15 protein-coding genes are annotated in these 13,635 nt (G+C 36.4%); 14 read left to right on the plus strand and 1 reads right to left on the minus strand.

The genetic code is table 11. From position 1 onward, the window contains the following. Nucleotide 1: 1 nt before the first annotated feature. The 3 genes from QJ48_RS09145 to QJ48_RS09155 are packed head-to-tail and all read left to right on the plus strand — an operon-like array spanning nt 2 to nt 1,114. The gene (locus QJ48_RS09145; protein WP_054973321.1) at nt 2–364 is read left to right on the plus strand and encodes a flagellar protein FlaG; all 363 of its coding nucleotides are present in this window, start codon (nt 2–4) and stop codon (nt 362–364) included. Nucleotides 365–369: 5 nt separating this feature from the next. Further along, the gene (gene fliS / locus QJ48_RS09150) at nt 370–759 is read left to right on the plus strand and encodes a flagellar export chaperone FliS (protein ID WP_054973322.1); all 390 of its coding nucleotides are present in this window, start codon (nt 370–372) and stop codon (nt 757–759) included. Nucleotide 760: 1 nt separating this feature from the next. Continuing rightward, nucleotides 761–1,114, plus strand: coding sequence for a hypothetical protein (locus QJ48_RS09155; RefSeq protein ID WP_054973323.1), 354 nt, complete (start codon nt 761–763; stop codon nt 1,112–1,114). A gap of 84 nt (nt 1,115–1,198) precedes the next feature. Here the strand turns inward: QJ48_RS09155 and QJ48_RS09160 are convergent, their stop codons facing one another. After that, the gene (locus QJ48_RS09160) at nt 1,199–3,136 is read right to left on the minus strand and encodes a TPR domain-containing glycosyltransferase (protein ID WP_054973324.1); all 1,938 of its coding nucleotides are present in this window, start codon (nt 3,134–3,136) and stop codon (nt 1,199–1,201) included. A gap of 179 nt (nt 3,137–3,315) precedes the next feature. On the opposite strand from QJ48_RS09160, the gene QJ48_RS35300 reads away from it, so the two are divergent. The 11 genes from QJ48_RS35300 (at nt 3,316) to QJ48_RS09215 (ending at nt 13,561) form a co-directional block, all read left to right on the plus strand. Beyond that, on the plus strand, nt 3,316–5,436 hold the full coding sequence (locus QJ48_RS35300) for a glycosyltransferase (RefSeq protein WP_063858052.1): 2,121 nt from the start codon (nt 3,316–3,318) through the stop codon (nt 5,434–5,436). After that, the gene (locus tag QJ48_RS09170) at nt 5,437–7,014 is read left to right on the plus strand and encodes a glycosyltransferase (protein WP_054973325.1); all 1,578 of its coding nucleotides are present in this window, start codon (nt 5,437–5,439) and stop codon (nt 7,012–7,014) included. It abuts the gene before it with no gap. Between the two features lie 122 nt (nt 7,015–7,136). Beyond that, the gene (locus QJ48_RS09175; RefSeq protein ID WP_054973326.1) at nt 7,137–7,859 is read left to right on the plus strand and encodes a bifunctional 2-polyprenyl-6-hydroxyphenol methylase/3-demethylubiquinol 3-O-methyltransferase UbiG; all 723 of its coding nucleotides are present in this window, start codon (nt 7,137–7,139) and stop codon (nt 7,857–7,859) included. A gap of 3 nt (nt 7,860–7,862) precedes the next feature. Continuing rightward, nucleotides 7,863–8,729 (plus strand): NAD(P)-dependent oxidoreductase, encoded by an 867-nt coding sequence (locus QJ48_RS09180; protein WP_054973327.1) that lies wholly within the window; start codon nt 7,863–7,865, stop codon nt 8,727–8,729. A gap of 1 nt (nt 8,730) precedes the next feature. Further along, complete coding sequence (locus tag QJ48_RS09185) at nt 8,731–9,690, plus strand: ATP-grasp domain-containing protein (RefSeq protein WP_054973328.1); 960 nt, start codon at nt 8,731–8,733, stop codon at nt 9,688–9,690. After that, complete coding sequence (locus QJ48_RS09190) at nt 9,684–10,376, plus strand: metallophosphoesterase (RefSeq protein ID WP_054973329.1); 693 nt, start codon at nt 9,684–9,686, stop codon at nt 10,374–10,376. Before QJ48_RS09185 ends, QJ48_RS09190 begins: the two co-directional genes overlap by 7 nt. 8 nt (nt 10,377–10,384) lie before the next feature. Then, nucleotides 10,385–11,080 carry a WbqC family protein gene (locus QJ48_RS09195; RefSeq protein ID WP_054973330.1) on the plus strand — a complete coding sequence of 232 codons (696 nt, stop codon included), beginning with the start codon at nt 10,385–10,387 and terminating at the stop codon, nt 11,078–11,080. Further along, entirely contained in the window at nt 11,077–12,225 is a 1,149-nt protein-coding gene (gene rffA / locus QJ48_RS09200; RefSeq protein WP_054973331.1) for a dTDP-4-amino-4,6-dideoxygalactose transaminase, read from the plus strand. Before QJ48_RS09195 ends, rffA begins: the two co-directional genes overlap by 4 nt. Before the next feature lie 122 nt (nt 12,226–12,347). Further along, on the plus strand, nt 12,348–12,710 hold the full coding sequence (locus QJ48_RS36780) for a hypothetical protein (protein ID WP_054973332.1): 363 nt from the start codon (nt 12,348–12,350) through the stop codon (nt 12,708–12,710). After that, nucleotides 12,659–13,087, plus strand: a complete 429-nt coding sequence (locus tag QJ48_RS09210) for an FkbM family methyltransferase (RefSeq protein WP_082420424.1) — start codon at nt 12,659–12,661, stop codon at nt 13,085–13,087. Before QJ48_RS36780 ends, QJ48_RS09210 begins: the two co-directional genes overlap by 52 nt. A gap of 276 nt (nt 13,088–13,363) precedes the next feature. Then, complete coding sequence (locus tag QJ48_RS09215; protein ID WP_025847772.1) at nt 13,364–13,561, plus strand: cold shock domain-containing protein; 198 nt, start codon at nt 13,364–13,366, stop codon at nt 13,559–13,561. The last annotated feature ends 74 nt before the right edge of the window (nt 13,562–13,635 follow it).

Consider the following 13,635-nt stretch of genomic DNA (forward strand, 5'->3'; position numbering starts at 1 on the left):
TATGGATATAAAAAACATACCTTCTCTAGGTTTGCCCAATAATACTACAACTTCTTATGATAATCAATCGGCGGAACAACTAGGGAATTTGATTTCTTCCATTGAATTGCTAACGAAAAAGCCGTTTCAACTATCCATTTCGGAAGAAGCTTTAGTTAAAGCGATTGAAAAAGCAAATAAAGCCATGGAAGGCTTTCAGACACGCTTGGAGTTTAGCATTCATGAAAAGAGTAAGCAAATTATCGTTAAAGTGTATAACAAAGAAACGAATGAAGTGATTAGGGAAGTTCCTTCTGAAAAGATCGTAGATTTAATCACAAATTTACAGGAAATAAACGGAGTCATTATTGATGAAAAGAGGTAAGACAAATGAACCAGCAAGCGCAACAGCTTTATTTAAGAACTCAAGTCAGTACAGCCGCTCCTGGTGAATTAACTCTCCTATTGTATAACGGATGCATCAAGTTCATGAAACAAGCCCAAGAAGCCTTGATGACCAAAAATTATAGCGAAAAAAATATTAACATTAAAAAAGCCCAAGACATTATTGACGAGTTAATGATCACTCTCAATATGGACTACGAAATATCGAAGAACCTCAAAATGCTGTATGTCTTTATTAAAGAACAGCTTTTTGAAGCGAACTTCAAGTTAAACGTGGAATGCTTGGAAACAAGTATATCCTTGGTTACTGAGTTAAGGGATACGTGGGTTGAGGCGCTTAAGATTCTTAAAAATAAAGCTACTGTGGTCGGTTAACATGAATAGGGAAGCGACGGAAATCGTATTTGTGCAACTGATTCGGATTTCTAACCAAATCCTTGCTCTCAATCTAGACACTTTCGAAGACTTGGCTCAGTTGGAAGAATTGCAAAACCAACAGGCTGAGCTTATGGAACAAGTTGTGCAGGTAGAGCATTCATCTCCGGAAGTCAAAGCGTATATAGAGGATCTTAAACGACTGGAAGCTCAGATTAATGAAAAGCTTCGCTTGAACCGTCAGGATTCTGAAAACCAAATCAAGAAAATGCAAAATGCAATGAAGCTCCGCGGCAGGTACCAATCGAATCAAGCGATTCAAGCGGAAGGCTATTTTGTAGATAATCAAAATTAAGCTCGACAGATACGTATAATGATAGGCGCCCGGTTCCGTTTTCAGGACCCGGGCTTACAGCCTTTTTAAGGGCAACCGAACGTGCTATATGCTTTTAATAAAGGGCAAGCCTTTGTATTGCGGAAACTCATTAAATAATAGTTCTTTATAACGTGCTCTTTTTTCGCCATCGGCATGCAGACAGTAAGTGGTGTATAGGGTTACTTTTGTGGGAAGAAGCTCTATTGCTTTCTCAATAAATTCAAGCCCCTCCCGGATGTCGCCTTGAGCTATATAAAGTATTCCGAGATTCTCGTATCCTTGTGCTTCAAGCTCATTTTTAACCAAAACCATAGAATAATAATCTAAAGCCAGCTCGATTTGATTTTGTTTAAAGAAGTAATCACCCATGAGGTTAGCCAATTTATTGAAATGAGCCGGGAAGCTGTTAATTAACCAATCGTATATGTCGTATTGGCCGACTTTAAAGATCTCCGATAGCAGTATAGAGATGGAGTCGTAAGGGAATTCGCCAGCTTCATCGAGCGTGGTTCCTGGAATCACTTGTTTGAGCAAAGGCTCGACCGGCTTTAATAAATTATTTGGGACAGCAAACCGCTCCATATATGCTGTCGTTTTCCACACACAGCAAGCGGTATAAATAGCTCTGGCTGCTAATTCATTATTACAATCTTCCTCTGATAGTTGACTTAAGTATTTATCAAACCAACCCTGATCGTTTTGTATAATGCCGTGTAACATCATATACACGGGCGGCAATTCGATATTAAACTTTTGGTATAGTGAATAGTAGTATTGAGATAATTCGTAATGTCCAACGGTTATGGCAATTTGCAATAACATTCTAAGTTGAATAGGGTCCGTATGGGAGAATAGCCGTTCTAAAAACTTAACGATTTCGGAAACAGGCTCCGTAAGAGTCAACAAATGTACAAGCTTATATAAATGTTTTATATCCTTCGGATTGCTTTGAACTAATTTCGTGAAATAATATACGGTTTTGGAAATATCTTTATATCGCTCAAAATATATATCAGCCAATCTGGAATAAGGAAGCGTTGTCCCGTTATTCGGGCTCAGGATCCAATATTGTCGGCCGTTAGATGATTCTGCAATCTCTATGCTTTGGCTTAACTCGGAAACGGCTTCTTTATAGAAGCCCAACTTATCCAATAGAAGACCTTTAAAACAATGCAAGTCCGAATAGCCGGGCCACAGCTTCACGGATTCCTCAATTAAAGCATATGCCTCTTTATATCGGTCCAGCTCAGTATAGGCCGTAATCATCCGTTCGACGCAATGAGGGTACCAATCTTGTCTTTTTCCAGCTTTTTTGTACACCTTTTCGTAGTAGTAAATCGCTTTTTTATAATCTCGCATGATCATGTATTCGTTAGCTAAAGTAAACGTTTCGTATGTATCCAACGTCTTCTTCTTCAACAGGTCGTTAAATATAGACATATTCCGGGTGGATTTGTCTTTTTCCAACTTTGTTTCTTCCAGATAACCCGTATGATAAATAATCAAAGGAAATTCAAAGAAACGCAGGTCGCCATGCTTCCAATATAGTTGTTCATGTATCGGACTTTTAAATTCGACATCGGGATGATTAGGGAACAATCGGGCGCCGCTCGAATTCAGAACTTTCCCGCTATTTATCGTTCCAGTAAAATTGTAGATTGGAAGAATAAACGCAGTCGATTCCGATTGGGGAAGGTTCTCCAGTTCATGGCGGACCTTTTCAATGTCGACATCTTGCAAATATTCGTCTGCATCCAAATTTAGTATCCATCTGGAGCCGGCATGACGAATGCTGAAATTTTTGGCTGCGGAGAAATCGTTTATCCATTCAAAAAAATAAACATGGGAAGTAAATTCCCGTGCGATTTCAACCGTTCCATCCGTAGACCCCGTATCCACGATAACAATCTCATCTACCAACCCTTGGACACTTTCTAAACATCTTCTTAGGACCTTTTCTTCGTTTTTTACGATCATACAGAGTGATAAAAGTTTTGTCATAGTAGGTCTCCTAGAAATTAAATGAGAGTATAGTATTTTTATCGGACGTAAACGTTCTTTTTATAAGAAATTGCAATGCATTGTTCATCTTTGTAAATTATACCATACCAAAAAACGTCTATAGTTTATGTGGAATAATGTCGATATATAGTATAAATGATCGAGAGGGGTCAGTAATTTTGATAACAAGCATAATTATACTTACTTATAACAAGCTGGAGTATACCCAGAAATGTATTGAGAGTATTAGAGAACATACTGCACAGGGAACCTATGAAATCATAATAGTGGATAACGCCTCAACGGATGGAACGGTTGAATGGTTGAAGCGGCAAGACGATATTATTTCAATTATCAATAACGAGAATCTCGGTTTCCCAAAAGGATGCAATCAAGGGATTGAAGTATCAAAGGGAGATTATATTCTTTTATTGAATAACGATGTGGTTGTCACCAAGAACTGGTTGAACAATATGAGGATTGCGTTAGAAAGTTCGGAAAAAGTTGGTGCTGTAGGAGCAGTTAGCAATTACTGCTCGTACTATCAAGCCATACCTGTAAATTATAAGACGCTAGAAGAAATGCATACCTTTGCCGAAGGAATGAATGTTTCTGACTCTTCCAAGTGGGAGCAGCGGATAAAATTAGTTGGCTTTTGCATGCTTATCAAGAAACATGTCGTTCAAGAAGTAGGTTTTTTGGATGAGCGTTTCACCCCGGGTAATTTTGAAGATGACGACTATTCGTATCGTATTATCAAAGCCGGTTATAGTCTGCTTTTATGCGGAGATGTGTTTATCCATCATTTTGGCAGTACCTCATTTAAGGATAATCCTTCGCAGTATAATCAACTCTTAAATATCAATCGTGGTAAGTTTAAAGATAAATGGGGCTTTGACCCAACATACTCAAGTTTAATTAGAGGAGAAGTCATTAAACAAATTGATAGTCGTCCCTTAGAAAAAATAAAAGTATTAGAAGTGGGATGCGCTTGCGGAGCATCACTGTTAAAAATAAAAAATTTATACCCGAACGCGGAGCTGTATGGAATTGAGCTTAACAAGTCAACGACGGAAATAGCTGGGACATTCGCGGAAGTAAAAGCAGGCAATGTAGAACACGAGTTGCTGGAATATCCCGGAGAGTTTTTTGATTATATTATATGTGCAGATGTACTAGAGCATTTATATAATCCATGGCAAGCGCTTGAAACGTTGAGGAAGCATTTGAAACCTGAAGGGAAGCTGCTAATCAGTATTCCAAATGTTATGCACTTCAGTCTGGTCAGAGATTTATTAAACGGAAACTGGAAATACGAAGACGCAGGACTATTGGATAGGACGCATGTTCGTTTCTTCACAATTAAAGAGTTTCGAAAAATGCTGCAAGGTGCCGGGTATGGGGATTTTCACATTGAGTCGGTAACCGTGCCTATAAACAAACATGACGAAGAATTCCTTCAACGTCTAGTAACCTTAGGTTCTAGAGAATATCTCGATCAATATATGACTTACCAATATATCATTAAAGCAAGCAATAATGGAATACGAGTGCTGCTGAACGATATTGTTGAGGGTTTGAACGTCGAAGAGAATGCAAAAAAACTCGCATTAATCCAAGATACGATGTCCATTCTGGAGTGTATTTCTACCATGGATGTCAATCATGTCGAATTGCTCAATTTATTAGCTCAGGTAATGTATGAAGTAAAAGCCTACGACCATATTATTACGCTGCTTCAAGTAGCTCATGAAATGGACCCGAATCATCAAGATACTATATACAATATGGGAAGTATTCTCGAAACCTTTGGAGAAAAGGAGCTTGCCACCAGTTGGTTTAATAAGCTTCAGACTCCGGATGGTCTGGTGATTGCCCCCAGCATAGAAAAAGAAGCGAACGAGGAATCTTCTTGGAACACTGCCTTAAAGTATGCATTACGCAGATTGGAAAATGAAGTGGACGAAGAGCAGAGTAACCTTGAAATCCTAGAACTACTGAAAAAGGGTCTTGCTATTGAAACGGTATTTTCAGTAGTTGAGAAGAGTCTAATTCTAAAAGATCAAGTGTTAAATAAAATGGCTGTTTTGGCATTTCAAAATCGTCTGTTTGACTACGTTATACCATTGCTTCAAAAAGCATATGATTATAACCCGCAAAATAGAGAAACATTGTTTAACTTGGGTTTCATACTATTTAGTGCCGGGGAACACTCAATGGCTCTTACTTATTTGGAAAGTATTCAAGACCCGGATGACGAAGTTGTACACTTGTTAAGTAAAGTAAAGGAGTTGGCATAATTGAACGATACAAAAGTTTGCTTTATTACTTGTGTAAATAACGACCATGAATATTCGGAGTCATTAAAATATATCAATTCACTATATATTCCGGATGGGTTTACAGTTGAAACGATTGGGGTAAAGGATGCAAGTAGCATGACTGAGGGGTACCAAGCTGCAATGATGCAATCCGATGCCAAATACAAAGTATATTTACATCAGGATATCTTTATTATTAATAAAAATTTTATTAAAGATATTATTACTCTATTCTCTAACAATGCCAAGTTGGGTTTGCTTGGCGTTGTTGGAGCAGAGAAAATGTCTGTGAATGGAATTTGGTGGGAGTCACCTCGGCTATATGGAAAATTTTACGATAGCCACACAGGAAAGATGGAACGATTCTCGTTTAATGAAGCAGAAAGTGATTATATGGCTGTACAAACCATAGATGGTCTTATTATGGTAACACAGTATGATATCAATTGGAGGACGGATTTATTTCAAGGATGGCACTTTTATGATGCATCCCAATCTGCCGAGTTTATAAGAGCCGGATATGAAGTTGGTGTTCCGACCCAACAAGAACCGTGGGTTATTCATGATTCAGATATAGCAAGTCTAGTGGGTTTTGAAGAAGCAAAAGCCATTTATATGGAGGAGTACACCAAAGATATTTTTCCATTAGTAAGCGTGTTAATACCCGCATATAATCGTCGAAATTATCTTGAGCTAGCTTTGCAAAGTGTTTTAGCACAAACATATAAAAACATTGAAATTATCATTAGTGATGATAGTACAAATAATGAAGTACAAGAAATGTTAAAGCCGTATCTACAAAACTATAAGCATATTCATTACATCAAAAACGAACCATCATTAGGTAGGGAGAATTTTATCCAATGTTTTAAACTTTCAAATGGTGAGTACATAAATTTTTTAATGGATGACGACTTATTTCATCCCCGGAAAATAGAACGTATGATACATTACTATATGTCCGATTCTAGTATAGCATTAGTTACTTCATATAGAGAATTAATTGATGAGTCTGGGCATCCTCTCCCTTCGCAAGATTTTAACACAAAGTTATTTGATAAAGATACGATTATTGATGGGAAAGAATTGGGAAATCTTGTACTTAGTACTATGACTAACTTCATAGGAGAACCAACAACTGTTTTGTTTAAGAAAAAAGACATTCAATTTTATGGTACTTATAAAGATACAGACCATGAATATAATGCTATTATCGATGTAGCTGTGTGGATTGAATTGTTGGCCAAAGGAAAAGGGGTGTATATTTCGGAACCGCTCAGCTATTTCCGTAGACATAACGATCAAGTTCAAGGTAATCCTCTTTACTACTACTTTCATATTTCTAACTGGTACAATATCTTTCAAGATGCCCGAAGAGATGGTTTTTTAAGTAACCCAAAAGATTATAAAAACGCTCTTGCTAAGTATATTAATTCTTGTATAAATGTAATCAATTTTTATAATAACGTAGATAAATCCTATGTTATTATCGAAAACAACTTAGAAAATTATATCGTACAAGCTCTTAAAGACTTAATATCTTTACCGAACAAATAGTTTGAGGCTGCGCAAATAGCGGATGAATATTTAAGAAGAATTACTCCTTCAAGTAATGGTCTTTATAAATACTTACGTTTTATCCTTGTAAAATAATAATTTATTACTAAGGAGTATTCGATATGACAAGCCAATTGGACAAGTACGTAGATGCTTACGGAGATACTTTTTTATATGCTCTAGACAATGATCTTATTATTAATTGGTATCCGGATAGAGTTTTAAATTTGGTGAAAGGAAAGAACAGTCTCTTAGAACTAGGGGTTGGACATGGATATGCGACAGTAAAGTTTTGCGAACATTTTGACCGTTATCTGGTTATTGAAGGATCAACAGAAATTATAAAAAACTTTCGTAAAAAGCACGGCGCGGAAAATGTTAATATTATCCACTCTTATTTTGAGGATTTTCATACAGAGGAAAAATTTGATGTCATCGTAATGGGCTTCATATTGGAACATGTTGATGATCCTGAACTTATTTTGAAAAAATACAAGCAGTTTTTAAAGCCAAACGGGTCTATTTTCGTCAGCGTTCCTAATTACGAAGCTTTAAATAAACGAATTGGTTATTTTGCGGGAATCATTAATGATTTAACTGCTCTTTCCGAGGGAGATAAGGCATTGGGACATCAAAGATTATTTTGTGTTAAATCTTTAACCGAGCTTGTTGAGAATTCAGGATACAAAGTTAAAACAACAGAAGGTCTTTTGTTAAAACCTATTACTACATCTCAAATCCAGCAATTAAATTTATCAAAAGAAGTATTGCAAGCTATGTTAGAGGTTGGAGTCGATTACCCGGAATTAAGTGTTGGTATTTTAATGGAGCTAAAGGCGGAATAGATTTTGAAAATCATAATTGTCGGGCACACATCGATGGTAGGGAAAAGATTAGAAGAGGCGCTTATCAAAAAGCATGAAATTATTACATGTGGTCGTGATGAAAGATCGGATATCTATATAGATTTAAGTGAAACTCATTTAGATTCATTAAGAGACAACCGGTTACTGGAGAACGTAGATGTAATTGTCCATTGCGCGGCTAGCTTTCTAGGAAATACAGCAGAAGAAGCTATAACTAATGAAATAATAAACTCCGTAGGGTCATTAAAAATTGGATTGCTGGCTCAGAAGGTTAAATGTAAGCAAGTAATATATATATCTAGCATTTCTGCTTATGATAATGTAGACAATGAATATTTTGGTTCTTATGGACTTTCAAAAAAACATGGACAAGAAAATTTAAAGCTTATTTGTAACGAACTAGGTATTCGATATACGGCTTTGTTACCCTCACAAATTTATGATGAAAAAGGACTTGCTCAAAAACATCAAAAGTTATTTTATCATTTTATTAATTGTGCCTATCATGGTAATGATATTAATATTTTTGGCGAAAATGATGCAGTTAGAAACTATCTATACATTGGAGATTTAATAGAAATCGTTGTCAAAGTTGTTGAAGATAAAATAGTTGGAGAATATCCGTGTATTTATCCCCAAAGTTATAAATTAAGCGAAATTGCTAAGTTTGCTTTCGAGGTTTTCGGAAGTGGTGGCTTGTTAAAGTTTCTAAAAGATAAACCAAGCATTCCCGATATTTTTATTCCTAACGATATAGAATTGTATAAACAAATACATTATACGCCTCAAACGGACATGAGAACTGGAATGACTCTGATCAAGAAGAATCTGCAAATAGGGGGAGTCTGACTTGTATAATATATTAGTTACAGGCGTTGGGGCCATAATAGGTTACGGAATTATAAAATCTTTACGCAATTCAATGTTTTCATTGAACATAATTGGTATGGATATATATGACGACGCTGTTGGACAGCAATGGTGCGACCACTTTGAAAAAGCACTTCCGGCAAATGATCCTGAATATCCGGAATTTATTAGAAAATTAGTAAGAAAGCATAATATTCATTTAATTATACCTGGAATTGAGCAGGATGGACTTCGCTTATCGAAGGAATTAGATTTCTTTAAAGATTTGGATGTCAAAATTGTATTGAATCAACCTAGCTTAATAAGTATTGCTTCAGACAAATGGTTGACCCATCAACTCTTGCTTGAACACGAATTTGATGTAATAAACTCACACATCGAAGGTGAATATCAAGAATTATCAAAGCAGCTACATATACCTATGCTCGTGAAACCAAGGCGTTCCTATGCTTCAAAGGGAATACAAAAAATATATACTGAATTTGAATTTAATTTTTGGAAAAGTAAAATGAGAGAAGAATTTATGGTACAGGAGATTGTTGGGAATGATGACGAGGAATACACAGTTGGTGCCTTTGGTTTAGGGAACGGAATAATTAATCAGCAAATTATATTCCAGAGAAAATTAAGTGGTGAAGGAGCTACCTCCAAGGCAAGAGTGTGCCGCATTAATGAACTTGAAAATCTTGTAAGAAATCTAGCTCAAGTTTTCCAACCGTTGGGCCCAACCAATTTTCAGTTTAGAAGAAAGGATGGGGTATTTCTACTTCTGGAAATAAATCCACGAATCTCATCTTCAACTTCATTAAGAAGTGCTTTCGGTTACAATGAAGCAGAAATGTGTATTGAATATTACTTAGAAGGCAAGATACCTGCCATTCGGAAAATTAAAGATGGGTATGCCCAAAGATATATAGAAGACCAGGTAATACTATGTTAGCGATCATATCAGATATACATGGGAACTATCCTGCACTAAAAGCCGTAATGGATGAGATTGATCACTTGCAATGTGAACATATCATTTCGCTAGGCGATATTGCAGGATATTATTGTATGATCAATGAATGCATTGATTTAATGCGTAGACGAAACATTGTGAGGCTTATGGGTAACCACGATGATTATTTAGTTCGTAATACTCCTTGTCCACGTTCAAATAGTGCTAACAAGTGCCTTGATTATCAAAGATTGATAATAACATCGGAAAACTTACAATGGTTAGCGGACACGGTTGAAAGTGTTAAATTTAATAATATAAGTATGATACATGCTGGATGGAATGATTCGTTAGATGAATACTTGTATGAATTAAATGTTGAATATTTCGCTGATAAACAAGAAAAATATTTTTTTTCTGGGCATACTCATGTACAAGTACTGGCGGAATTAGGCGATAAAACTTATTGTAATCCAGGGTCTGTCGGCCAGCCTAGAGATGGAGATTGGAGAGCGGCGTTTGCTGTGTTTCATAACGAACAGATATATTTGAGAAGAGTAGAGTACAATGTTGATTTAATTGCAACTAAGATGAAAAATGCAGGATTCGATTCGTATTATTATTCTAATTTATACGAAGGAACTAGAATCGGTGGGCAAATATCCCAAATACATATTAATAAATAGGTGTATTGATGAAAAAAGTGGCAGTGATACAATCTAACTACATTCCGTGGAAGGGATATTTTGACATAATTAATGATGTCGATTTATTTATTTTCTATGATGATGTGCAATATACCAAGAACGACTGGAGAAATCGGAATAGAATTAAATCACCGCAAGGCACTCAATGGCTCACCATTCCAACCGGCTCTCATAATGATAAATTGATATGTGAAGTTACTATTGACGATAAACATTGGGCAAAAAAACATTTCAATACCTTACAGGCAAACTATTCAAAGGCTCCATATTACAAGAAGTATAAAGATTTTTTCGAATATATTTATTTAGAAAAAACATGGGTAAATCTATCTGATTTAAACCAATATCTAATTCAGGTTATTACGCATGATTTCCTCGGTAGTAATGTTCAATTTTCGGATTCTCGGAAGTTTGAATTGACCGGGGAGAAACTTGAGCGACTAATTAATCTATTAAAACTTGCTGAAGCAAATGTGTACGTATCCGGCCCTGCTGCAAAATCATATATTATTGATCAAAAATTTGATGATGCGGGGATAGAGTTAGTCTATAAAAATTATCTAGGCTATCCTGCATACTCTCAAGCCCATCCGCCTTTTGATCACTACGTTTCAATATTGGACCTATTATTCAATACAGGCTCTGATGCAGCACACTATATCTGGGGATGGAGACAACTATGATACCTTTTAACGTCCCTGCAGTGACAGGAAACGAGGAACAGTACCTCAAACAAGCAATTGAGAACCGAAAGTTCTCTGGAGATGGATCATTTACAAAAAAATGTAACGAGCTTCTAGAAAGTAAAATGGGTTCGTACAAGGCATTACTAACCACCTCTTGTACACATGCACTTGAAATGGGGGCTTTGTTAGCCAACATTCAACCTGGGGATGAAGTGATCATGCCTTCGTACACCTTTGTTTCGACGGCCAATGCTTTTGTCTTGCGTGGAGCACGAATTAAATTTGTAGATATACGCCCAGATACACTTAATTTGGATGAGAATTTAATTGAACAAGCAATTACAAAAAATACAAAAGCTATCGTTCCTGTTCATTACGCAGGAGTATCATGCGAGATGGACACCATTATGGATTTGGCTGAGAAATACAAATTAATGGTGATAGAAGATGCGGCACAAGGGATTATGAGCCAGTATAAAGGACGATACTTGGGGACCATTGGCCAGATGGGGTGCTTTAGCTTTCACGAAACCAAAAATATACAATGTGGCGAAGGGGGAGCAATTTTATTTCAAGAACAACCCTTATTTGAAAGAGCAGAGATTATAAGAGAAAAAGGAACAAATCGTTCACGTTTTTTTAGGGGCCAGATAGATAAATACACATGGGTAGATATTGGATCTTCTTATCTTCCAAGTGAGTTGAATGCTGCGTTTTTATTCGGTCAATTAGAAAAGGCTGAAGAAGTAAATAATAATCGCATTTCAACTTGGAATAAGTATTTTGATCAACTAAAGCCGTTGCAAGACCGCGAAGCTCTTGTATTACCTCATGTACCTGCGCATTGTACTCATAATGCCCATATATTTTATATAAAAGCCCGAAATTTAGAAGAAAGAAGCGACTTAATTCATTTTTTGAAAGAAAGAGAGGTTGGGGCAGTATTTCATTACGTGCCTTTGCATACATCTGAAGTAGGCCTTAAACATGGAACTTTTTCAGATACGGATCGCTTTACCACTGCTGAAAGTAACAGAATAATTAGATTGCCATTATACTATAATATGTCAGAACAAGATTTAGATAAAATTATTGATTGCGTATACGCATATTACAATAAAGAGTACGTTCTTTCAGTGTGATTAAAAAAAATGCTTCTACTAACTTTGATTGGGAGTATCACAATGCAGGGTTATAATTTGCAATTAACCGCAATAAAAGAAAAATCACAGAGCTTGTTCAAAGAGGATATTTAAATGAGTCAATGCAACTTATTCAAGAATTAGAAGGCGTAGTGCAGAATGACCCCGAAGTTTACTCTATTAAGTCAACAATACTTTTTCATTTAAATGAGGTTACTAAAGCGGAAGAAGTTGCAGAAATCGGATTGTTGTTTAATCCAGTAGATTCAGACCTGCTGTTTAATTTGGCAATTATTTTACTTAGCTCAAGTAAAGATTCGCAAGCTAGACATATGTTATCTATAGCTATCGATTATTGCCAGAAACCTGCATTAGTTCAAGATTTAAATAAATATCTCGAACAAATTGAAAGAAAGTACCAGTTATCGGATACATGGGAGATACAGAGGTATGGAATGAATCTGATCAATATGTATACTATATAGACCGTGGTGGCGCAAGTCATGTTAGCATGGAGTCGTTTGGAAATAGCGAACAGAAAGTTCAAACTCTGGCTATTGATGATCTGGTAATGAAATATGGGCTGGATCGAGTGGATTTTATAAAAATGGACATAGAGGGTGCTGAAATGAACGCTCTAAAAGGAGCAGTTCAAACTATTAGTAAATTTCGACCGATACTGGCCATTTCTATCTATCATCAAATTAGTGATTTTCAAGATGTACCTAATTTTATTACCCGACTTTGTGAAGACTATATTTATACATTAAATCATAGTACAATACTTACTTTTGAGACAATATTGTTTGCAGTACCAAAAGAAAAAATACTTAGTTCAGAATTAGGGACAAATCATAATTAAATTTAGTTGATTATGAATTTAGAAGTGATTGAGAGAAATAAACACCCCTGTGGACAATGTGCATAACTCTGTTGATAACTTTGCGAAAAATGTCGATAAACCGCGACACGACGGGCTTTTAAGCTGTGAGTATTTTATTAACGCCATGTTAATACTCGAATTTTCGAAATATTTCACCAACACGGCCAAGTTCGATTGACAGCGGGGAGCGGGGGATGATATATTCGAATTGTGAGCGATGCTTGCAGTTATTTGATAACGAAGGGAATGTTTTACATGCAAGGTAAAGTTAAATGGTTTAACGCAGAAAAAGGTTACGGCTTCATCGAGCGTGAAGACGGTGGCGACGTATTCGTACACTTCTCCGCAATCCAATCCGAAGGCTTCAAAACGCTTGAAGAAGGCCAATCCGTTGAGTTCGATATCGTAGAGGGCGCACGCGGTCCTCAAGCGGCTAACGTCGTCAAGTTGTAATCATCCGGCCGGTTTCGGCCGCTCGTAATAGATGGTTATTGTTTGAACAAATTAGCGCGAACTTGATCACACCC

It is taken from the genome of Paenibacillus sp. A3 (assembly GCF_001399685.1).
GTDB lineage: Bacteria > Bacillota > Bacilli > Paenibacillales > NBRC-103111 > Paenibacillus_G.